Origin of the sequence: Micromonospora sp. NPDC049044 (genome assembly GCF_040649215.1) — a bacterium.
GTDB lineage: Bacteria > Actinomycetota > Actinomycetes > Mycobacteriales > Micromonosporaceae > Micromonospora.
Map to the genome: position 1 here is coordinate 1 of NZ_JBEZFA010000067.1, position 22784 is coordinate 22784.

The following is a 22784-nucleotide window of genomic DNA, read 5'->3' on the forward strand; positions in this document are numbered from 1 at the left end:
CGGTCTTCGTCTCCTCCACGTTGCCGGCCTTGTCGGTCGAGCGGAACCGCAGCTCGTGCTCGCCGTCGCCGGTGATGGCCACCGGTGCGGTGTACGCCGTCCAGGTGGTGGCCCCGTCCAGCTGGTACTCCGTACCGGCCAGTCCGCTGCCGCCGGCCTCGTCGGCGGCGGTGAGCGTGACGGTCACCGGCCCGGTGAACCACCCGTCGGTCGGGGTGCCGGAAACCGCGGCCGTGGTGACCGGCGCGGTCTCGTCCGCCACCTCCGTGCTGAGCCGGAAGTAGTCGAACGAGGCGGTCTTCGACGCCGTCTGGTTGGCGCCGAGGGTGAACAGACCGACCTTCGGGGTGGCCCCCACCGCGCTGTTGGTAAGCGTCTCGAACGCGGTCCAGGTCGTGCCGTCGGCCGAGTACGACGCGGTGAACGTGTCGCCGGTGCGGGCCAGTCGCAGGTGCCACACCGCCGAGGTGAGGCTTGTCGCCTCCGGCTGCGGGTTCTGCACCGCCCCGGCGATCTCGCTGCGGAACTCGATCCGCCGCGTCACCGCCTGGCCGGCCTGGTTGTCCGCGATGAAGTCCAACTTGAGGTAGTTGTCGTCATCCGCCTGCACGAGCAGACCGGCCTGCTGGTACTGCTCGTTCAGCAGGCTGCCGTCGACCTTCGTCTCCAGGGTCCAGTCGCCGGACGGCGCGGTCTGGAGGATGAAGTTCTTCGGCCCGGTGTTGTCGGTGCCGTAGATGTCACCGTTGGGCACGTCGATCCGCAGCGCGCCATCGGTGACCCGGTAACCGTTCGGGTCTTCCCGGGTGATGGCGTCCCACCGGCACTTGTCCAGCGAGGTGCCGGTGAACTCGTCCGACGGGTCGACCGGGCCGGCCGGGGCGTCCGGCGTGACCACGAACGAGTCGAACGCGGCGTCCACAACCGGCGCCTCGGTGCCGCCGTTGAGGGCGAAGACCCCGATCCGCGGGTTGGTGATGCCGGCCAGCGCGGCCGAACGGCCGACCGGGGTGAACGTCTGCCCGTCGCCGGAGAACGCGGCGGTCAGGTTCGTCCCGTCGCTGGTGATCCGCAGGTACACGGTGTCACCCGCCGGTGCGTCGGCGGCGTCCGCAGCCTCGTTGCGCGGCGTGGCGGCCGTCTCGGAGATGAACTCCACCCGGCGGCTGCCGTTGTAGAGCAGGTCGACCTTGGCGTAGTTGTCGTCGTCGCCGTACACCAGCAGGCCGGCCTGCTGGTAGTTGGCAGTCACCGGAAGCGTGACCTTGGTGGTCATCTCCCAGGCACCGGTCGGCGCCGCCTGGAGCACCAGGTTGGTGGCGTCGTTGCGGGCACCGTAGAGGTCACCCACCGAGGTGGGCAGCTTCAGCGCACCGCCGCTGAGCGAGTAGAGCTGGTTCTCCCGGACCACAGTGGTCCACCGGCTCTTGTCCAGCGTGTTGCCGTTGAAGTCGTCCGAACGCGCCCCGAGGCAGGACGTGTCCGGCGCGTTCACCCGCACCGGCACCGCGGCGTACGCCTTGGCACCCTTGCTGTCGGTCACCGTGAGGGTGGCCGTGAAGGCTCCCACGCTGGTGTACGTGTGGCTGGCGTCCACTGTGGTCGCCGTGCCGCCGTCACCGAAGTCCCAGGCGTACGTCAGTGGGGTGTCGCCCTCGGCGTCGGTGGCAGTGCCGTCGAACGCGACGGTGACCGGTGCGGTGCCGGTGGCCGGGGTGGCCGTGGCACTGACCACCGGCGGCGCGTTCTCGGTGACACCGCGGCCGACGAAGTCCATCCAGTTGACGTTGAACAGCGAACCCGCTCCGCCGTTCGGGTCGCGGGCCACGAAGAACAGCGAACCGCTCGCGGCACCGGTGACCGGCGCGCTCACGTCCGTGTACGTCTGCCACGCCCCGGTCGACGGCACGACTGCCGTGGCGACCACCGGTCCGTCGACAGCACCGGCGTGGACCTCGATCCGACCGCCAGCGGCGGCCGACGCGGCCCGGAACCGGATCTCGGTGATGTTGGTCAGGTTCGCCGGAGCGACCGACCACCAGTCACCGTCCTCGATGAACGCGATGCTCTGGCCGCCACCCGCGGTGTCGGCCCCGGCCTCCCGCTGCACGCCGGCGTCGCCGCCGCCGGTGCTCACCGGGGTACGCCCGGTGGCGGTGAAGTACTCGGCCTGCTTCTGCTTGGGCTGGAGGACCTCGATCTGCCGGCCGGTGAGCGCACCGGAACCGCCGGCACCACCCTCGTCGGTGTAGGTGGCCTCGAAGACCGCGAAGACGTTCGCCTCGGCGCCGTGCCCGGAGGCGAGCGACGTCTGGACGGTGCCGGTGCAGCCGGTGTGCTGCTCAAGCGGGTGGGCGTGCTCGTCGTGACCGAGCAGCACCTGGAGGTTCACCTTGGCGCAGTCGATCTGCCCGTCCTCCGGGTCGGTCACCTTGACCGTGTAACGGACCTGGTCACCCCAGTTGAAGAAGCCACCGTCCGGCGGGAACTCGATGGTCACCGTCGGTGCGGTGTTGCCCACGGTGACCGGCACGTTCGCCACCGCGGTACGGCCCTTCGGGTTGGTCACGGTGAGCTGGGCGGTGTAGTTGCCCGCCGTCGCGTAGGTGTGCGTCGGGTTCGCCTCGGTGGAGGTCTGCCCGTCGCCGAAGGCCCAGGCGTAGGTGAGCGCGCCACCGTCCGGGTCCCGGGAGCCGGCGCTGGAGAAGGTGACGGTCAACGGCGCCGGACCCGAGGTCGGGTTGGCGGACGCCGCAGCGATCGGCGCACGGTCACCGGCGGTGTAGTCGATCCGGTAGACGCCGGAGTTGTCGTTGTTGCCGCCGAAGCCGCTGCCCCACTCGATCAGGTACAACGCGCCGTCCGGGCCGAACTCGAAGTCCATCGGCCGGATCATGCTCATGCCGGTGAGCAACTGGTTGATGTCCACAAGTGACTTGCCGTCGGCGCTCACCTGCATCGTGTACATCTTGTTCTGGTTCCACTCGCCGAGCAGCGCCTTGCCGTCGTAGTAGGCCGGCCACTTGCGGGTGGAGTTGAGGTTGGCGTCGTACCGGTAGACCGGACCGCCCATCGGCGCGCCGCCGCCACCGATCTCCGGGTACCGCGCGTCACCGGCGTAGCCGTAGTCGACGGTGGCCGGGACGACAGGTGGGAGGTTGGTCAGGCCGGTGTTGTTCGGCGAGTTGTTCACCGGCGCGGCGCAGTCGAACTTCGGGCCGCTCGGGCCGGACGGGAACGTGTAGTCGTTGTAGGCCTCGTTCGTCCCGGTGCAGTACGGCCAGCCGTAGTTGCCGGGGGTCACGATGTTCCACTCGACCAGACCGCGGGGGCCCCGGTCCGGGTTGTTGGAGTTGGCGTCCGGTCCGTAGTCACCGACGTACAGCGTGTTGGTCTTCGGGTCGGTGCCGATCCGGAACGGGTTGCGGAAGCCCATCGCGTAGATCTCGGGACGGGTCTTCTCGGTGCCCGGCGCGAAGAGGTTGCCGCTCGGGACGGTGTACGTCCCGTCGTCCTCCGGGTGGATCCGGAGCACCTTGCCGCGCAGGTCGTTGGTGTTGGCCGAGGTGCGCTGCGAGTCGTAGTCCTGGCGGCCCGGCCGCTCGTCGAGCGGCGAGTACGAGTTCGACTCGAACGGGTTGGTGTTGTCACCGGTGGCCAGATAGAGGTTGCCGGCGCTGTCGAAGGTCATGCTGCCGCCCGCGTGGCAGCAGGTGTTGCGCTGCGTGTCGACCCGCAGGACCTGCTTCTCGCTGGCCGGGTCGATGGTGTCGCCGGTCACCGTGAACCGGGACAGCAGGTTGCGGGTGACGCCGTCGTTCGGCGCGTAGTACAGGTACACCCACTTGTTGGTGGCGAAGTCCGGGTCGAGCCGGATGCCGATCAGACCGTCCTCGTTGCCGGTGAAGACGTCCAGGTCGACGGCGGTGACGGTGCTGCCGGTGTCCGGCTTCACGATCTGCACGCGACCGTCGCGCTCGATGTAGAAGACCCGCCCGTCGGGGGCGATGTCCAACTCCATCGGGTTGCTGGTGTTGCTGTCCAGCGTGACCTTCTCGAAGTTCGAGGTCTTCGAGGCGCCGCAGTCGGCGTCCTCGACACCGGCCGCGGTCCGGATGCCGCCGAGCAGGTGGGACAGGAACTCGGGCTCGGCGTACGACTCCCGGGTGTGTCCACCGCCGGTGTACCAGGAGCGACCGCCGTCGAAGTCCTGACACCAGGAGGTCGGGTGGTCGGCGCCCATCGCGCCGGCGCCCGGGGTGTAGCTCTTCTCGTCCAGGCTGGCCAGCACGTGGACGTCCGGCCGGGGGTTGGTCTGGAAGTTGTACCACTCGTCGAACCGGGACCAGCGGTCCGGCAGCTCGGCCGTGGACGGGTGGGCGTGGTCCTCCACCTTGACCGTGGCCTGCTGGTTCTGCGGGTGGTTGGCGAAGTACGCGCCGACCAGGTCGCCGTACCAGGCCCAGCTGTACTCGGTGTCCGAGGCGGCGTGGATGCCGACGTAACCGCCGCCGGCCTTCACGTAGCGCTCGAACGCCGCCTGCTGCTCGGCGTTGAGGACGTCACCGGTGGTGGAGAGCCAGATCACGGCCTTGTACTTCGCCAGGTTGGCGTCGCTGAACGCGGCGCCGTCCTCAGTGGTGTCCACAGTGAAGCCGTTGTCGGCGCCCAGCTGTTGGATCGCGGCGACACCGGTGGGGATGGAGTCGTGCCGGAAGGCGGCGGTCTTGGAGAAGACCAGGACCGAGAAGGGTTCCTCGGCGGCCTTCTTGGGCATCTTCGGTGCTACCTGGGTGACCGGGGTTTTGGCCGCTGCCTCCCGTGGGGGGACCTGTGCGGCGGCCTGCGCGGGCGTGCCGAGCAGGGTCGTCGAGGCGAGGGCGAGGGAGATGAGGGTCGCGGTGATGGGTACGCGGGCACGACGAGAACGGGACACGCCGCCTCCTGTGTCGTAGTGACAGAGCTCGCGGGAGTCGGCTCGCCGAAGGCCCTCCCTGATGGAGCCGGTGGTCACACCCCGTCAGGGTGCCCCACCGGCATTTTGTCGAATCGCTGAACAAATTAATTCGGCTGGTTCAATGTCCGGCAAGGTGCCGGCGGGTAACGGTTCTGTAACGGCAGGCGACATTCCGAACAGGACCGTATGAACCGCCCCACAGATCTAGCTCGATCTGGTGCGTTCCGGCCCGCCGGTCGCCGCCGAACCTCGCCTTGGCAGACCGACGGATCTGTCGTACGGTGACACGCAAGTAACCCACGGGAGCCCGGTGTACCGGGCTGAGAGGGGGGCTGACAGCCCCCGACCGTCGAACCTGATCCGGATAATGCCGGCGCAGGGAGGAGAGTTGCCGTGCCGTCCCTGGGGCGACTGCATCTGATCACCGACACCCGACCCGGTCGGGACCCGCTCACAGTGGTCCGGGCCGCCCTCACGGTGGCCCGCGCCGACCTGGTGGTGCAGGTCCGGGTCGAGGACTCCGCCACCGACCGCGAGGCGTACGACCTGGCCCGGCGGGTGTTGGCGCTCTGCCTGTCGTACGACGCGACCTGCCTGGTGAACGACCGGTTGCACGTGGCGCTGGCGGTGGGCGCGGCCGGCGGACACGTCGGAGCGGACGACCTGCCGGTCTCCGCAGCCCGTCGGGTGCTCGGCCCCACAGGTGTGCTGGGCGCCACCGCCCGCGCGCCGCAGACGGCGAGCGAGGCCGTCGCGGCGGGAGCCACCTACCTGGGCGTCGGTCCCTGCCATCCCACGAGCACCAAGCCCGGCCTGCCGGAACCGATCGGACCGGCCGGGGTCCGCGCGGTCGCCGACGCCGTGGACGTGCCGGTCATCGCGATCGGTGGCGTGACCGCCGCTCGGGTGCCGCAGCTGCGGGCCGCCGGGGCGTACGGGGTGGCGGTGGTCGGCGCGGTGTCCGCCGCCGCCGACCCGGCGCAGGCGACCGCCGCACTTGTCGAGGCTCTGACGTGCTGACCGGCCGGTCCCCGTCGGCGCCATCGATCGACCGGGCCCGGCCGGACGTGGCGGTGGTCGGGGCTGGGCCGATCGGGCTGGCGATCGCCTGGCGCTGCGCAGCCCGGGGGCTGCGGGTGGTGGTGCACGATCCGGCACCCGGCTCGGGGGCGTCTGCGGTGGCCGCCGGCATGCTCGCCCCGGTCGCCGAGGCGTACTTCGGTGAGCGGCAACTTACCGACCTGTTGCTGGCGTCCGCCGCGCGCTGGCCGGGGTTCGCCGCCGAACTGGCAGCAGCGGGCGGCGCCGACATCGGCTACCGGACCGAGGGCACCCTGCTTATCGGGTTGACCGGCGACGACCTGGCCGAGGCGGGTCGGCTCTGGGCGTACCAGCAGGGATTGGGTCTGCCGGTGACCCGGTTGCGCCCCAGCGACCTGCGCGAGCGTGAGCCGGCGCTCGCCCCGCGGGTGCGTGGCGGCGCGCTCGCGCCCACCGACCACCAGGTCGACCCCCGACTGCTGGTGCCGGCGCTGCGCACCGCCGCGCAGCGGGCCGGCGCGGTGCTGGTGCCGCGGGCGGTCGCGCGGCTGTCCGATGTGGACGCCCGGATCACAGTGGTCGCCGCCGGCTGCGGGTCCGCAGCACTCACCGGCCTGCCGGTGCGGCCGGTGAAGGGCCAGATCCTCCGGCTCCGCGCGCCCGACGGTGTCGCGCCGGGCTTCCGGCACGTGCTCCGGGGGTACGCCGACGGCGAGCCCGTCTACCTGGTGCCCCGAGCCGACGGCGAGGTGGTGCTCGGCGCGACTGTCGAGGAACTGTCGGACACCACAGTCACCGCCGGTGCCGTGCAACGGCTGCTCCGCGCCGGGGTGGACCTGCTGCCCGAGCTGGCCGAGTACGACCTGGTCGAGGCGGTCGCCGGACTGCGCCCGGGAACCCCTGACAACGCCCCGATCCTCGGGCCACTGCCCGGCCGGCCGGACGTGCTCGCCGCCACCGGCCATCACCGGCACGGCATCGTGCTCACCCCGATCACCGCCGACCTGATCGCGGATCTGGTGTGCACCGGCGTACCCGATCCGCTGCTCGCGCCCTTCCGGCCGGACCGGTTCGCCGGCACGGTGACCGGCGGCGAACCCGAACCGACAACGAAGGGGGACCTGTGGAGTTGACAGTGAACGGGGCCGGACGAAGCCTCCCGGGTGAGGTGTCGGTCGCCGAGCTGGTCCGGGCCGTCGCCCCGCAACCGCGCGGGGTGGCCGTCGCGGTAAACGGCGAGGTGGTGCCCCGGGCGGGATGGGCGACCACGGCGCTGCGCGACGGCGACCGCGTCGAGGTGCTGACCGCCGCGCAGGGCGGGTGAGCGGCGTGTCGTTCGCGCTGGGCGGGGAGATGTTCACCTCGCGGCTGATCCTCGGCACCGGTGGTGCCGCCAACCTGCACGTGCTGGAGCAGGCGATCCGGGCGTCCGGCACCGAGCTGGTCACAGTGGCCCTACGCCGGGTGGACACCGCCCCGGGCACCGCCGGCGGGCTGCTCGACCTGCTGGACCGCTGCGGGGTACGGCTGCTGCCCAACACCGCCGGCTGCCACACCGCGACCGAGGCGGTGAAGGTGGCCCGGCTGGCCCGGGACGCGTTCGACACCGACTGGGTCAAGCTGGAGGTGATCGGCGACGAGCGGACCCTGCTGCCCGACGGGGTGGAGCTGCTCCGCGCCGCCGAGGAGTTGGTCGCCGACGGCTTCACCGTGCTGCCGTACACGAGTGACGACCCGGTGCTCGCCCGCCGGCTCGCCGACGTGGGCTGTGCCGCGGTGATGCCGGCCGGCTCCCCGATCGGCTCGGGGCTCGGCATCGGCAACCCGCACCACATCCGGCTCATCCGGCAGGGCGTCGACGTGCCGGTGATCCTCGACGCCGGCATCGGCACCGCCTCCGACGCGGCCCTGGCCATGGAGTTGGGCTGCGACGGGGTGCTGCTGGCCAGCGCGGTGACCCGGGCCGCGGACCCGGTGGCGATGGCCACCGCGATGCGGTACGCGGTCGAGGCGGGCCGGCTCGCGGCCGGCGCCGGACGGATCGCCAGGCGCTTCCACGCGCTCGCCTCCACCCCGGACGAGGGGAGACCTGACCTGTGACCCCGCCATCAGGTGTTGTCGTGCTCACCGACCGGCTTGTCGCCCGGGGTGCGCTCGACGAGGTCGTGGCGGCGGCGGTGGCCGGGGGAGTGCGCTGGGTGGTGCTGCGGGAGAAGGACCTGCCCCGCGTCGAGCGCGCCGCCCTCGCCGCCGACCTGCGCGCGATCCTCGCCGACGTCTGCGGAACCCTTGTCGTGGCCGGTGCCGACCCACTCGGCGGCGACGCCGTCCACCTGCCCGCCGCCGGCCCGTACCCGCCGCCGACCCACGGCCTGGTCGGCCGCTCCTGCCACGGCGAGTACGAGCTGACCCGCCTGACCACCGAGCACTTCGCCACCATCTCCCCGATCTGGCCCACGAAGACGAAACCGGGCTACGGCCCGGCCCTGGGCACCGATGGGCTGCGCACACTGGTCGAGGCCAGCCCCGTGCCGCTGCTGGCCCTCGGCGGAGTCGAGACCCCGGACCAGGTGACCGCCTGCGTCCACGCGGGAGCCGCCGGGGTGGCCGTACTGGGCGCGATCATGCGAGCCGAAGACCCGCGTGCGACAGCCGCCGCCTTGGCCAGCGCCTATGTCGAGGCGGTCACCCCTGAGCTGCCTCAAGTCGGCGCGGAGTCAGCCAGGCCCCCACGACGGGGGCAGCCCCAAACCGCAACCAAAGGCCAGGAAAAATGACCCCGCAAACACTGCTGACCATCGCCGGCTCAGACTCCGGCGGCGGCGCGGGCATCCAGGCCGACCTCAAGGTCTTCGCGGCGCTCGGCGCGTACGGCACGAGCGTCCTCACCGCGGTCACCGCGCAGAACACCAGGGGTGTCGACGCCGTGCTGCCGCTGCCGCCGCGCACTGTCGCCGAGCAGCTGGAGAGCGTACTCACGGATTTCACAGTGCGCGCGGTGAAGACGGGGATGCTCGGCACCCCGGCGGTCGCCGACGCGGTGGCCGAGGCCGCCCGCGACGGTCGGCTGCCGCAACTCGTCGTCGATCCGGTGCTCGTTGCCACAAGCGGACACCGGCTCGGCGTGGTGGACGCGGTGCAGCGGCTGCTGCCGTACGCCCGGGTGGCGACGCCGAACTGCGCGGAGGCCGCGGCCATCACCGGACGCCCGGTGGACGACGTGGCCGCGATGGTGGTGGCCGCCGAGGCCCTCGCGGCCGGCGGCCCGGAGTACGTAGTGGTCACCGGCGGCGACCTGGGCGGCGACGAGGCGGTCGACGTGCTGCACGGCGGCGGAGTGACAACGCTGCTGCGCGCTGCCCGGGTGGACACCCGGCACACCCACGGCACCGGGTGTTCGTTCTCGGCGGCGATCGCCGTGCGCCTCGCGCTCGGCGATCCGGTGCCGGCGGCGGTGGAGACCGCCAAGGAGTACGTGCTCCGCGCGCTGACCGGCGCGCGGGGTTGGGCGCTGGGCGCGGGTCGGGGACCGCTGGACCACTTCGGTTGGTCCGCTTGATCACCAGGGAGGCTGTCATGCAGGCACGAGGCAAGGTGTACGTCGAGGGTTCGCGGCCCGATGTCCGGGTGCCGTTCGCGGAGGTGAAGCTGACCGGGGACCATCCGCCGGTGCGGCTCTACGACACCTCCGGCCCGGGGTCGGACCCGTCTGTCGGGTTGCCCGCGCTGCGGGGACCGTGGATCGCCGAGCGCGGCGACGTGGCCCCCGTGCGGGGCGCGGGCACGCCGCTGGCCGGGGTGGGCAATCGTCGGCCAACCCAGTTGGCGTACGCGCGGGCCGGTGTGGTGACGCCGGAGATGGAGTTCGTGGCGATCCGGGAGAACGTCGAGCCGGAGCTGGTCCGGACCGAGATCGCCGCCGGTCGGGCGGTGCTGCCGCTCAACGTGAACCACCCGGAGTGCGAGCCGGCGATCATCGGCAAGGCGTTCCTGGTCAAGGTGAACGCCAACATCGGCACCTCGGCGGTCAGCTCGTCGGTCGCCGAGGAGGTGGAGAAGCTGACCTGGGCCACCCGGTGGGGCGCGGACACCGTGATGGACCTCTCCACCGGCAAGCGGATCCACGAGACCCGTGAGGCGATCGTGCGGAATTCGCCGGTGCCGATCGGGACGGTTCCGATCTACCAGGCCCTCGAGAAGGTCGGCGGCGACCCGGTGAAGCTGAGCTGGGAGGTGTTCCGGGAGACCGTCATCGAGCAGGCCGAGCAGGGCGTGGACTACATGACTGTGCACGCCGGGGTGCTGTTGCCGTACGTGCCGTTGGCCGTGGACCGGGTCACCGGGATCGTCTCCCGGGGCGGCTCGATCATGGCGGCCTGGTGCCTGGCCCACCACGAGGAGAACTTCCTCTACACCAACTTCGCCGAGCTGTGTGCGATCTTCGCGCGCTACGACGTGACGTTCTCCCTCGGTGACGGGCTGCGTCCCGGCTCGATCGCCGATGCCAACGACGAGGCGCAGTTCGCCGAGTTGCGCACCCTCGGTGAGCTGACGACCGTCGCCTGGGAGCACGACGTGCAGGTGATGATCGAGGGTCCGGGGCACGTACCCATGCACAAGATCAAGGAGAACGTGGACCTTCAGCAGGAGTGGTGCCACGAGGCGCCCTTCTACACGCTCGGCCCGCTGACCACCGACATCGCCCCGGCGTACGACCACATCACCTCGGCGATCGGCGCCGCGATGATCGGCATGTTCGGCACCGCCATGCTCTGCTACGTCACGCCGAAGGAGCACCTCGGCCTGCCCGACCGGGACGACGTGAAGGCGGGCGTGATCGCGTACAAGATCGCGGCGCACGCGGCGGACCTGGCCAAGGGCCACCCCGGCGCGCAGGACTGGGACGACGCCCTGTCCAAGGCACGGTTCGAGTTCCGCTGGGAGGACCAGTTCAACCTCTCGTTGGACCCGGAGACGGCGCGCTCGTACCACGACGCGACGCTGCCGGCCGAGCCGGCGAAGACGGCCCACTTCTGCTCGATGTGTGGCCCGAAGTTCTGCTCCATGAAGATCACCCAGGAGCTCAAGGAGTACGCGGCGCGCGGCATGAAGGACAAGTCGGAGGAGTTCGTCTCCGGCGGCGGTCGGGTCTACCTGCCGCTGGCCTGACCCCGCACCCGGCACGGCGGGCCCGCCGTCCCGAAATGATCCACTCGGGTTCACTGATATCGCGGTATCCGGCCGATGAGGACCGCCCGACATCAATGAACCCGAGTGGATCAGTCGCCACCGAGCGGAGTTCCGGCCCGCCGGCCGGCGGGTCAGTCGCGGTGGTGCCGCCCGGTGGAGCGCAGCGAGCGTCGGCCGTTCTCCTGCTCCGGCTCGCTGTCCGACACCGGCTTGCCCAGACCGGCGACCCAGTCGACGAACTCCTCGTCCTGCTTCGGCAGGGCCTCGGTCGCGGCTGACGTCTCCGTGCCCTTCTCGTCGCCCCGGGACCGGTTGCGGCGGAACAGCCCACCGAGCCGTCCGCGCCGGGCGGGCTGCTCGGCCTCCGTCGCGTCGGTGCCGGCCGGGTTGTCGGTGCGGGCCCGCTCGTCGGTGTGCGCCACGTTGCCGGTGGCGATGGGCGGGCCAGCCGGACCCGGTACGCCCGAGGACTCCGCCGGGATCGGGTGTCTGGCCGGGGCGGCCAACTCGCTGGCGGACGGCCCGGTGGTCGCCGCCCGCGCCGTGGAACCGTCCGGCGACCCCGTCGGGGCGGCCCGCCGGGTGGTGTCGAACGCGTTCCAGGTGCCGGCCCGGCTCAGATCCGGCAGCGACACCCGGTGCCGGGGCTTCGGCGGCTCCCCGGTCGACTCGTCCGGCCCGGTCGGCTGCTCGGCCGCCGAGGCTCCCGACTCGGCAGCCTGCGGTGGCACCGTCCAGGCCGGGGTGACCGGCCAGGCCGACGGCGCTGGCGTCCAGCGGACCGCGTCCGATTCGCTGGCGGCGAGCCCGTCCCCGGTCGGCCGCGCGCTTGTGGTGCCGCCCGCCCCCGCGCCCGCCGATTCACCGGCCGGGTCGGCCGGTAGCGCGGTCGGACCGGCGTCGACGGCGTCCGGGGTACGCGGCGAATCGGCCGCCGCCCTGGTGCCGGCCGGAGTAGCCGGTGCCCCGGTCGGACCGGTGCTGGTAGGGGTGGGGGTGCTCCACGGGCCGGCGTTGGTCGGGGTGGGTGTGCTTGTCGGGCCGGTGTTGATCGGGGTGGGAGTGCTTGTCGGACCGGTGCTGGTCGGGGTGGGAGTGCTCCTCGGACCGGTGCTGGTCGGGGTCACCGGGTTTCTCGTCCGACCGGTCCTGGTGGTCGGGGTGGCTGTCCCTGCGGGGGTCGAGGTGGCCTCGACGGTCGGGCCGGACGTGGTGTCCCGGGGCTCGCTGTCGGGCACGGCAACGCCGGCAGCAGGCTCATCGGTGCTCTTCGACCCCGATGTGCCGTCGGCTGGGCCTGTGGTGGTGTCGAGCGGGCTGGCCTTCGGCTTCCGGGCTCGACGTGGCTTGACCGCCAACGGCGCATCGGCGCTGCCAGGCGCGCCGCCGCCCGGGTCAACGGTTGCCGTATCGGCCGCGCCAGCGTCGGCGGTGCCGGTGCCGGTGCTGTTCGCGTCGACGGTTGCCGTGCTGGTCGTGCCCGTGCCTGTGCCCGTGCCCGTGCCCGTGCACATGCTGGTCGTGCCGGTGCTGGCGGTGGGCGTGTCAGTGCTGGTCGGGGCGGTGGTGGTGTCCTTGCGGGTGGTGCGTCTGCTTGACCGCCCACCGCTCGTGGCCGCCACGGTGCGGGTGGTCGGCCCGTCGACTGTGGCATCACCTGTCGGAGTGGCGTCTGTGTGCCCGGCCGTGTCGCTGGTCGGGGTGGCGTCGGGCGAGCTGCTGGCGGCGGTCTCGGCCGAGGAGGTGACATCGTCCGGGCTCGCCGGGGGCGTCTGTCTCGCGGCGGTGAACTCACCCGTCGGATCGGTGAGCCAGGCCGCCGGCGTCCCCGGGGTGCTGCCGTGCGGCCCGCTCGCGCTGGTCGCCGGCCAGTCCCAGTGGGCCGGCGCGGGGCGTACCCCAGTGGAGCCGGCTGCGGCCAGCGGACCAGAGGTGGTGGTGTTGGCCAACGCACCGCCGGCCAACGCACCGCCGGCCAGTTCTCGGCCGGCGGGCGACCCGCTGGGCTCCGTGCCGACCGTGCCGGTCCGCTCGGTGGCGTCCGGGTCGTTCGCCGGATCCGGCGACGCGGCGTTGGGCAGGGCCGGGCCGGTGGGCAGCGCGCGCAGGATGTCGCTGGGCTCGATGGCCGGCGAATCGGCGCTGCGGGCAACCAACGGCCAGCGCAGCAGTGCGGCGGCAGCCGCGCCGAGCGCACCGGCGAGGATCGCGATCAATGAGCCGTAGTAGGGATCTACCTGGTAGCGGTCCACGGAGTCGCCCGGGCCGGCGGTCAGGTAGGCGAACGCCACAAGCACCGGACCGGCGAGCCCGGTGGCCCCGCTGATCAGCGGCTCCTGACCCCGCCAGCGAGCCAACCCGGCGGTAGCGGCCCCGGCCAGCAGCGCCACGATGGGCAGCAGGAGAAGCGCCAGCCGCTGTGCTGTCGAGTCGCTCAGCCAGCTCGGCTCCAGCACCCCGAGTCGGACGGTCGGCAGCGGGCCGGCCGTGCCGAGCGACGGCAGGACGGAGATCAGCGCCAGCAGCCAGACCACGCCGGCCACTGCCGCCATGTTCCAGCCCAGCTCGGGCCGGAGCAGCACCGCGATTGCGGCACCCGCCCCGATCACCGCGCCAAGCATGGCGCAGATGCCCACCGCCCAGACCGGGTCGACGGAGATCAGCTCCGCTGCGCGGGCGGGTTGCATGCACAGCGGGGCGATGACGGTGGCGCCGAGCGCCGCCGCGCCGCCGATCGCCAGCCGCCGGCCGGTGCTGGGCGCCGGAGCGTCGCTGCGCGCGAGGCGTCCGGTCAGGACAGCGCCGGCTACTGCGGCGTTCGCGGCGAACCAGCCCACCCAGACGAGCTGGGCCGGCCACTGGTTGACTGTCGTACCGGTGAAGGCGCCGGTCAGCCGGACGATGCCGAAACCGTACGCGACGCCGAGCTGGCCGGCCCCGGCCAGCACGCTCACCCCGAGCGCCGTGAGCAGCAGTCTGCCCCAGGTCCGAAAGGCCATGTCCGGCACGTTACGCACCCCGTACACCCGACCGCCACCGGCGCGCCGCGAGGCGCGCCGGCTCGCGTTCGGCGGGTCTACTTGAGTTCGACCAGTCGGGCCAGGTATGTCGTGTCTCCGACATTGGTGAGCATGTGTACGGCCCCGGGGTCGCGGTAGACGACTCCACCGGTGGGCTCGTCGGCGTCGATCCGGGTGCCGTCGATGGTCTGTACCACGTTCTTCGCACCCTCGACCGCCACCACGAGGTACGGGTGGTCATGCCGGTGCAGTGGCTGCCGCTCACCCGGTTCGAGTCGGATGTGCCAGACCCGGACCCGGTCGTTCTCGTACACGATCTCCTGGCCCACCGGCCCGAGTTCGGGTCCGTCGGTGACGTCGGTCATCGTTCTCCGTCGAGTTGGGGGAGCACCTCGGCGGCGATCAGCTCAAGGTGGTCGAGGTCGTCGAGGTCGATCAGACGGACGTGCACCCGGCTGGCGCCGATCGCGGCGAACTCGCCGATCCGCTGCGCGAGCTGCGCGGGGGAGCCGACCACCGGGTCCTCCGGCGGCAGGGCGCTCTTGACGTGCAGCGGCGCGGCCCGGCGTTGGGCCTCGGCGTCGGTGCGCCCGATGGCCACGACGATCCCGGCGGAGAGCACCAGCGGCGCGCGACCGGCCTCGGTTCGACAGGTACGCTCGCACGCCTCCCGTACCCGGTCGAACGCCTTGGCGGTGTCCGCCACGGACTTGAACGGCATGTTGAACTCGTCGGCGTACCGGGCGGCCAGCTCGGGGGTGCGCTTGGGCCCACGCCCACCCACGATGATCGGCGGTCCGGGCGCCTGCACCGGCTTGGGCAGGGCCGGCGCGTCCACCAGGCGGTAGTGGTCGCCGCTGAAGGAGTAGGTCTCGCCGGGCGGGGTCCGCCACAGCCCGGTGATCACCGCAAGTTGCTCCGCCAGCCGGTCGAAGCGTTCACCCACCGGCGGGAACGGGATGCCGTACGAGGTGTGCTCGCGCTCGTACCAGCCGGCGCCGATGCCGAGGTCGACCCGCCCGCCGCTCATCTGGTCGACCTGCGCGACCATCACGGCGAGCGGGCCGGGCAGCCGGAAGGTGGCGGACGTCACCAGGGTGCCGAGCCTGATCCGTCGGGTCTCCCGGGCCAGCGCGGCGAGGGTCAGCCAGGCGTCGGTCGGGCCGGGCAGGCCCGGGTCGGCACCCATCGACTGGTAGTGGTCGGCGCGGAGGAAGCCCTCGTACCCGCAGGCCTCGACCAGCCGGGCGAACCGGAGTTGCGTGTCGTAGGTGGCGCCCCGGTTCGGCTCGGTGAAGATCGACACCCGCATGGTCATCGTCCTTCCGCGCCGGCCGCGACCGGGTGCTCGCGTTCGCGTTCCATCAGCGGGCCCACCTCCGCTGAGTGGACGGTCAGGGATCCGGCAAAGGCTAGCCGGACTGTCTGTGTATCGCACCGTCCGGGGTGGTCAGGAGGTTTGTTTCCGTTCTGCAACCACACGAGCCTGGCGTCGCAACTGTGGCTTTCTCGTACGCTGTCTCCGCGATCAGTCCCCTCACCACGGCGGTGCCCGGCATCCACCCCCTCCCGCCGGCCCGTCCCGACAACCCTCCGGCGGCCCGGCGGCCCCGGCTGGAAAGGACATGGTGCTACCGATGAGAAGGCTGACCCGTACGGTCGCTACGGCCGCGCTGGCCACCGCCCTCGCCCTTGTCTCCGCCTGCGGCAGCGGGTCGGATTCGGCCGACGACACCAAGGGCGTCGACAGCGGCGCGCTTCAGAAGATCACCTACCTCACCTCGTTCGGCAACTTCGGCCGCGACTCCTACGCCTGGGTGGCGAAGGACAAGGGCTTCTTCAAGGAAGCCGGCTTCGATGTCGAGATCAAGGCTGGTCAGGGCACCGGTGGTGTGATCCAGACGGTCGTCGGTGGCCAGGCCGACTTCGGCCCGATCGACCTCACCGGCGGTCTGCTCCAGGTCGGCAACGGTCAGGCGAAGGACTTCACAGTGGTGGCCGCGATCCAGCAGCGCACCATGGCCGGCATCGCCTCGGTCGAGGGTAAGAACATCGCCACCCCGAAGGACCTGGAGGGCAAGAAGCTCGCCGACACCCCCGGTTCCGTGGTCCGCAACCTCTTCCCGACGTACGCCCGGCTCGCCGGGGTGGACGCGAGCAGGGTGACCTGGGTCAACGGTGAGGCGCAGGCACTGATCGGCACGCTCGCCTCCGGCGCGGTGGACGGCATCGGCCAGTTCGTCGTCGGTCAGCCGACCATCGAGGCGGTGGCCAAGAAGAAGGCCGTCATGCTGCCGTACAGCAACGTGATGCCGGACCTCTACGGCAACGTGCTGATCACCTCCGCCAAGATTGCCAAGGAGAAGCCCGAGATGGTGAAGAAGTTCACCGCCGCGCTGCTCAAGGGCCTGGAATACAGCCTGGCCAACGCCACGGAGGCCGGCGAGATCCTGAAGAAGAACGTCGACGCCGCCAACCCGGTCGCCGCCGCCGCCGAGCTGGAGCTGATGGCCGCGTACGTCCGTTCCGGCAACACCGGCGCCGCGATCGGCACAGTGGACAGCGGTCGGGTCGCCACGAGCATCGCGCTCCTGCAGGGTGCGGGCGCGCTCAAGCAGAGCGTCACCCCCGAGCAGATCATCGACTTCAGCCTCGTGCCGAAGGCCTGATCGATCGCTCGTCACCCGGGGGTACGTCCCGCCGCGCTCCGGTGGGGCGTACCCCCGTCGCTCGTCGGCCCCGGGGGCCGTGGGATTCCGAGGAGGACAAGATGACCGAGGTCCGGTCGGTGGATCCGGCGGGGGCGGCACCCGCGGCCGTGGGCGGCGGGCCCGAGGCGGGACGGGCGGGTCGCGACGCCGGTCTCCGCGCCGGGTCGGCGCTGCTGCCCGCGGCCGGCCTCCTGGTCGCCCTGGCGGTGTGGTGGCTGGTCGCCCGGCTGGAACTGGTCCATCCCGCGGCTCTGCCGCCGCCGGGCGACGTGCTCAGCGCGTTCGTCGACAAGCCCGCCCAGATGTTGGAGCACACCTGGGCCACCATGCTGGAGATCCTGATCGGCTTCGCGCTGTCGGCAGCGGCCGGTGTCCTGATCGGGCTCTCCCTGGCCAGCTCGAGCACTGTGGAGCGGATGTTCACCCCACTGTTGGTGGCGGTGAACGCGGTCCCGAAGATCACGCTGGGCCCGTTGTTGGTGGTGGCGCTCGGTTGGGGTCAGAAACCGATCCTGACCATGGTGTTCCTGCTCTGCTTCTTTCCGATAGTGCTCTCCACCGCTACCGGGCTCACCACCACACCCGCTGACCTGGCCGAGCTGGTGCGCTCCTGGAACGCCTCCCGCTGGCAGGCGTTTCGCAAGGTGCGCTTCCCGGCCGCGTTGCCGCAGATCTTCGTCGGGCTCAAGGTGGCCATGCCGCTGGCCGCGATCGGCGCGGTGATCGGTGAGTTCCAGGCCGGCGAGAGTGGCCTCGGCTACGTCATCACGCAGTACGCCGGCGTCGGTGACACCGCCACCGCGTGGGCGGCGATCATGTTGGTGGCGTTGGTGAGCATTCTGCTCTACTGGGCGCTGCTGCTTGTCGAACGGGTCGCCCTGCCCTGGGTGCGCGAAACCACGAGCAGTCACTGACCGAGCGGCAAGATCAAGATCCGGCATGCGCAGGGCCGGCCCCCGTCGGGAGGCCGGCCCTTTCTCAGGTCTCAAGCGGTGGCCTGGCGGCCGTCACCCGGCCAGACGCCAACGACCGTTACGGGCGACAAGCGTGGTGAGCGCCTGCGGCATCAGCCCGCTGTGGTTGTCCGGCGTCAGTCGGATCGGGCCGGACAGACCGTCCAGCTGGGACGTCTCGAGCACGTTCCGAAGGCCGTCACGGTCCACCTTCCCGACCTCGCCACCGGCGCGAAGCTCCGCGTTGGCGATCAGCTGGACGGCGTCCGCCGCGAACGACGACGACCCGTTGTAGCCGCCGAAGCGTGCGGTGTAGTCCTGGAACCACTGCCGCCGCGCGGCCTTGGCCGGGGTCGTCGCGATCACGTCGTCGATCACCATCGTCTGGGTGAAGATCAACGTGGCCCGCTCGGTCGCCTTGGCCGCCGCGCCGAGGAACAGGTCGCCCGCCGCCCCCGCGTCGAAGAAGAGCGACCCGCGGAAGGTGGTCTGCTGAGCGCTGGTGGCGGCCAGCGACGCCTGCTCCGGCGGGGTCCAGAAGACCAACGCGTCGGGCTTGCCCGCAACGAGCTGTTGGATCTGCTGGTTGACGTCGGTGTCGGTGGTCTTGACCCGCTGCTCGCGGAGCTTGATGCCGACCTTGTCCAACTCGCTCTTGAGCGCTGTCACACCCTCGCGGCCGTAGTCGTCGTCACTGACGAGCGCCCCCACCTTGCGGATGTTGTTGCGGCGTAATTCGTTGGTCAGCGCGGCAGCGCTGTCCGCGGCGTTGGGGCCGAGCTTGAACACGTAGCGCCGTTCGGCGACCGGGCTGGCTATCGCGCCGGACGCGGCGAGCGCAATGGTGGGAATCCGCTTCTCGTTGATGGTCCCGACCGCGCCGACCGCGCATTCGCTGCAGCCACCCATGATGATGGCGCTGACCTGGGAATCGCTGCTGAAGTCGGCGATGTTGCGGAGCGATTCGGCGGCGTCGGAACGGTTGTCCTTCACCTTCAGTCGGATCTGCCGGCCGTTCAGTACTCCGGAGGAGTTCAACTGATCCCTCTTCAGTTCGAGGGCCCGCTGGTATGTCTGGCCAACCGTGGCCGCAGCGCCGGAGAGTTCGAGATCGACGGCGATCACGATTGGACTCGTGTCCTGCTCAGCGCCGCCGAACTGGCAGCCGGTGAGCGTGGTGGACGCAACGGCTGATGCAAGCGCCGCGATGATCGCGGAGCGGATGGGGCTCAACTCAGTCCTCCAGGTGCGGGCGCGGGCGCTGCCCGGTCACCGCCGCTAATCCGTCCTCAGTGGAAGACGGGATCTCCTCTGCCGTACGGTGTGCGCGAAGCTTGCAAAACCTTGCCAATGGCCGGGGCTGTGGTCAAGCGCGGACCGCGGTAACCTTTCGGGACGCTCATCCCACATGCTGGGGTAACGCAATGTTTGCAAAAGCTCACTCTGCATACATCTGTGACCACTCATGAGTTACATGCCCTGTTCAGGGGCTTGCGGAAATGAAGGTATCAGTTGCCCGGAACACGGGATGCGCTCCGTCCGACCCTTTCCTGCCTCAGTGCGGCTTCCCAAACAGGATCATGTCTGATGAAATCGCGGCCGTGCCGCGCGTGGTCCCCTCCGCTTACGGCATGGCTCGGTGGGGCAGGCGGGGAAGAAACGACGGAGGCGATGTCGTGAGCACCGGACCGACGACCCTGCCCGCGCTCGGCGACAGCGCTCGGCCCACGCGCCGACGGTTGCCGAGACTGCGCGACGCCCGGATCCGGTCCAAGTTGGCGTTGATCCTGGTCGTCCCGGTGACGGCGGTGATCGCGCTGGCCACGGTCCGTCTGATCGCCGTTGGCGAAGGGGCCTTCGACGCCACCCGAGCCCGGTCGCTGACGTCCCTCTCGCTCAACGTCAGCGCGCTCACCCAGGACCTCCAAGCCGAGCGGATGGCCGCCGCCGCCTACCTGGCCGCCCCACAGCAGCCGGCCGACGCGTACAACCTGCGGGTCCGCGAGACGCAGCAGCAGGTCGACGCGTACCGCGCCGAGCGGGACCGGATCGGCGACGTGCCGGCGGCCCTGCGCGACCGGCTGGCCACCATCGACGGCCACCTGGCCACTCTGGACGGCACCCGGCAGAAGGTGCTCGACCGCCGGCAGATGGCGGTCGCCGAGGCCACCCTCCGCTACGGGGTCATCCTCACCGACCTGGTCGCCTACGGTGACGGGCTGGCCCAGCTGCCCGGCAGCGAGAGCCTGTCGGACAGCCGCCGCGCGGTCGCCGCGTTCGCCCGCGCCAAGGCTTCCGTCGCCGAGGAGGAGGCGGTCGCCTTCACCGCGCTGTCCGCGGGCCAACTCGACCCGGAGCAGTTCTCCTCCTTCGTGGCCACGCTGACCAGTCAGCAGGAAGCCCTTGTCGCCTTCTCGCTGGCCGCCGACCCGGTGCAGCGTGCCCTTGTCGACAGCGCCGTCTCCGGTGACGCGGTCGGCCTGGCCGACCGGGTCGCCGCCGACATCACCCGATCCGTCGGGCAGCGCCCGTTGGTCACCGCGCTGGCCGCCACCGCCGCCATCGGCGCCCAGAACGACCTGATGCGCTGGGCCGAGATCCAACTGCAGGACCGGCTGCTCCAGCAGGCTGACGAGGCGCGCTCGGACGTCATCCGGCAGGCCGTGATCGAGTCGATCCTGGTGCTGCTGACCCTGATCATCGCCGTGTCGCTGGCCGTGGTGCTGGCCCGCTCGCTCAACGACTCGCTGCGCCGGCTGCGCGAGGGTGCCCTCGCGGTGGCCAACCACGACCTTCCCGACGCGGTGCAGCGCCTGCAGAACATGGGCAGCGTGGGCGACGGCGGGGTGGACGAGATCGTCCGCCAGGTCCGCGACCCGATCAAGCTGAACAGCCGCGACGAGGTCGGCCAGGTGGCGGTGGCCTTCAACGTCGTCCACCGGGAGGCGGTCCGGGTCGCCGCCGAGCAGGCCGCGCTGCGGACAAGCGTCTCGGCGATGTTCCTCAACCTGGCCCGTCGTAGTCAGACCCTGGTCGACCGCATGATCGGCGAGCTGGACGCGATCGAGCGTGGCGAGGAGGACCCGAAGCGGCTCGCACAGCTCTTCGAGCTCGACCACCTGGCCACCCGAATGCGCCGCAACGACGAGAACCTGCTGGTCCTGGCCGGCGCCGACTCCGCCGTGCCGCGTCGCGACGACGCGCTCGTCGTCGACGTGCTGCGCGCCGCCCAGTCCGAGGTCGAGCTGTACAACCGCATCGAGTTCGGCACTGTGGACACCGACATCTCGGTGGCCGCACACGCCGTCAACGACGTGGTCCGTCTCGTCGCCGAGTTGCTCGACAACGCCACCCGGTTCTCACCGCCGAACACCACAGTGGTCGCCGACGGTCGCCGGATCCGCGACTACGTCCTGATCCAGATCGAGGACCGTGGTCTCGGTCTCAGCGACTCGCAGCTCGACTCGCTCAACCGCCGGCTGGCCGCCCCGCCGAGCGTCGACGTCGCCGCGTTCCGGCTGATGGGTCTGGCCGTGGTCAGTCGGCTCGCCTCCCGCTACGGCATCCGGGTGGAGCTGCGTACCAACGTCGAGGGCGGCACCGTCGCCCAGGTGACGCTGCCCGCCACCACTGTGGTGCTGCCCAGCAGCCGGGGCCGCGAGCAGGCGCTCAGCCGGCCGCGTCAGCCGATGGCAGTGGAGCAGACGCCGCTCACCCCGGCCGGTCACAGCGAGCAGTTCGCCGGTGCCGCCACCGCCGCGGCGACGCTGCCCGACCAGTGGCGCACCGACGCGCCGGCTCCCGCCCAATGGCAGTCGCCGCTGGACTCGCGGGACACCACCCCGGCCGTGCAGATGGGCGGCTACTCCGGTACGCGCTCGGCGGCGCCGACTCCGGTCGCTCCGGCACCCGTCCCCCCGGCTCCGCCGGCACGCCCCGCATACGGCACCAGCGTGGGTGCCGCGTCGGGCGGCCCGACGGTGGCCTATCCGACAATCGACCCGCTACCGCGGCGCGGCTCGACAGCGGACGCCGCGGACGGCCGCAACGCACCTGGCCTGCCGGTCGGTCCGGTCGCCGGCGCTGGCGCTGTCGCCCCGCCGCCCGCCCCGCCGGCCCCGCCGGTGCCCGCCGCGCCGGTCAGCAGCCGACCCGACTTCCCCGCCGAGGCGCCGATCTTCCGGGAGATGGAGGCGGTCTGGTTCCGGTCGCACGGTGACGACGCCACAGCGATCTTCACCCGGCCCAAGTTCGACGAGCCGCCACCGCCGGCCACCGCCGCGCCGGCCGACGCCGGGCTGCGCGCTCAGCCGAGTGCCGCTCCGGCTCCGGCGCCGGCCCGACCGCCGCTGCCGACCCGGACGCCCGGCAGTTCCAACACCGACAGCGGCACCGCGTCGGGCACCTCGGGCCGCGGTGGCGCGACCACAGGCGGTCTTGGGACGCCGCCGTCGTACACCCCGCCGCCGGCCGCCCAGCGGGCCGCTCCCCCCGCACCTGCCCCCTCCGCTCCACCCGTGAACCCGGACGCCTGGCGGACGGCCGCCGACGAGGGCTGGTCCCGGGCCAGCCGGGCCGCCGAGCCGGCACCGGCCGGAACCACCCGCTCCGGCCTGCCCAAGCGGGTGCCACAGGCGCAGCTCGTGCCGGGTGGCATCGAACCGAAGAGCGGCCGGGACCGCAGCCGGCGGACCCCCGATGAAGTACGCGGTCTGTTGTCGGCCTACCACCGCGGTGTACAACGTGGTCGTACGGCCGGAACGGATCTGAACAGCACCTCGACCAAGGAGAGCCGATGAACAGGCCAGCTGCCATGCAGGACATGGGTTGGCTGCTCACCAACTTCGCCGACAGCGTGGCGGGTATCGCCCACGTGGTGGCGGTGTCCGCCGACGGGCTCCTGCTCGCGTCC

General features: G+C 71.6%; 15 protein-coding genes, 1 pseudogene and 1 riboswitch. Of the genes and pseudogenes, 11 read left to right on the top strand and 5 right to left on the bottom strand.

The genetic code is table 11. From position 1 onward, the window contains the following. On the bottom strand, positions 1-4936 hold a 4936-nt coding region (locus AB0B85_RS32645), incomplete at its 3' end, for a ThuA domain-containing protein (protein ID WP_357413456.1). A 310-nt stretch (positions 4937-5246) separates the two neighbouring features. Then, a riboswitch (TPP riboswitch) is annotated at positions 5247-5356 on the top strand. Between AB0B85_RS32645 and thiE the strand changes: the two genes are divergently transcribed. The 7 genes from thiE to thiC all read left to right on the top strand — a co-directional run bounded on the left by thiE (position 5351) and on the right by thiC (position 11167). Next, positions 5351-5977: a thiamine phosphate synthase gene (gene thiE, locus AB0B85_RS32650; protein WP_357413458.1), complete on the top strand. Its 627-nt coding sequence runs from the start codon at positions 5351-5353 to the stop codon at positions 5975-5977. It overlaps the preceding riboswitch by 6 nt. Beyond that, the gene (gene thiO, locus AB0B85_RS32655; protein ID WP_357413482.1) at positions 5974-7131 is read left to right on the top strand and encodes a glycine oxidase ThiO; all 1158 of its coding nucleotides are present in this window, start codon (positions 5974-5976) and stop codon (positions 7129-7131) included. The genes thiE and thiO overlap by 4 nt, the downstream gene beginning before the upstream one ends. Next, complete coding sequence (gene thiS, locus AB0B85_RS32660; RefSeq protein ID WP_357413460.1) at positions 7122-7322, top strand: sulfur carrier protein ThiS; 201 nt, start codon at positions 7122-7124, stop codon at positions 7320-7322. Before thiO ends, thiS begins: the two co-directional genes overlap by 10 nt. Beyond that, positions 7319-8098, top strand: a complete 780-nt coding sequence (locus AB0B85_RS32665) for a thiazole synthase (RefSeq protein ID WP_357413462.1) — start codon at positions 7319-7321, stop codon at positions 8096-8098. The genes thiS and AB0B85_RS32665 overlap by 4 nt, the downstream gene beginning before the upstream one ends. Then, positions 8095-8775: a thiamine phosphate synthase gene (locus AB0B85_RS32670; protein ID WP_357413464.1), complete on the top strand. Its 681-nt coding sequence runs from the start codon at positions 8095-8097 to the stop codon at positions 8773-8775. The genes AB0B85_RS32665 and AB0B85_RS32670 overlap by 4 nt, the downstream gene beginning before the upstream one ends. Then, positions 8772-9557 (top strand): bifunctional hydroxymethylpyrimidine kinase/phosphomethylpyrimidine kinase, encoded by a 786-nt coding sequence (thiD, locus tag AB0B85_RS32675; RefSeq protein WP_357413466.1) that lies wholly within the window; start codon positions 8772-8774, stop codon positions 9555-9557. The genes AB0B85_RS32670 and thiD overlap by 4 nt, the downstream gene beginning before the upstream one ends. 17 nt (positions 9558-9574) lie before the next feature. Next, positions 9575-11167, top strand: a complete 1593-nt coding sequence (gene thiC / locus AB0B85_RS32680; RefSeq protein WP_357413468.1) for a phosphomethylpyrimidine synthase ThiC — start codon at positions 9575-9577, stop codon at positions 11165-11167. 152 nt (positions 11168-11319) lie between these two features. On the opposite strand, the gene AB0B85_RS32685 is transcribed toward thiC, so the two are convergent. The 3 genes from AB0B85_RS32685 to AB0B85_RS32695 form a co-directional block, all read right to left on the bottom strand. Further along, a complete protein-coding gene (locus AB0B85_RS32685) occupies positions 11320-14187 on the bottom strand; it encodes a hypothetical protein (protein WP_357413470.1) in 2868 nt (955 codons plus the stop codon). Between the two features lie 77 nt (positions 14188-14264). Beyond that, positions 14265-14573, bottom strand: coding sequence for a cupin (locus AB0B85_RS32690; RefSeq protein WP_357413472.1), 309 nt, complete (start codon positions 14571-14573; stop codon positions 14265-14267). Continuing rightward, entirely contained in the window at positions 14570-15520 is a 951-nt protein-coding gene (locus AB0B85_RS32695) for an LLM class F420-dependent oxidoreductase (RefSeq protein ID WP_357413484.1), read from the bottom strand. Before AB0B85_RS32695 ends, AB0B85_RS32690 begins: the two co-directional genes overlap by 4 nt. Positions 15521-15845: 325 nt before the next feature. On the opposite strand from AB0B85_RS32695, the gene AB0B85_RS32700 reads away from it, so the two are divergent. Together AB0B85_RS32700 and AB0B85_RS32705 are read left to right on the top strand one after the other, a co-directional pair. After that, positions 15846-16877, top strand: coding sequence for an ABC transporter substrate-binding protein (locus tag AB0B85_RS32700; protein ID WP_357413474.1), 1032 nt, complete (start codon positions 15846-15848; stop codon positions 16875-16877). Positions 16878-16978: 101 nt separating this feature from the next. Continuing rightward, entirely contained in the window at positions 16979-17833 is an 855-nt protein-coding gene (locus AB0B85_RS32705; protein ID WP_357413476.1) for an ABC transporter permease, read from the top strand. A gap of 93 nt (positions 17834-17926) precedes the next feature. On the opposite strand, the gene AB0B85_RS32710 is transcribed toward AB0B85_RS32705, so the two are convergent. After that, positions 17927-19105, bottom strand: coding sequence for an ABC transporter substrate-binding protein (locus AB0B85_RS32710; protein WP_357413478.1), 1179 nt, complete (start codon positions 19103-19105; stop codon positions 17927-17929). 443 nt (positions 19106-19548) lie between these two features. On the opposite strand from AB0B85_RS32710, the gene AB0B85_RS32715 reads away from it, so the two are divergent. Together AB0B85_RS32715 and AB0B85_RS32720 are read left to right on the top strand one after the other, a co-directional pair. Next, positions 19549-22671, top strand: coding sequence for a sensor histidine kinase (locus tag AB0B85_RS32715; RefSeq protein WP_357413480.1), 3123 nt, complete (start codon positions 19549-19551; stop codon positions 22669-22671). Continuing rightward, a pseudogene (locus AB0B85_RS32720) lies at positions 22668-22784 on the top strand (roadblock/LC7 domain-containing protein); the annotation flags it as partial. The gene AB0B85_RS32715 and the pseudogene AB0B85_RS32720, both read left to right, overlap by 4 nt.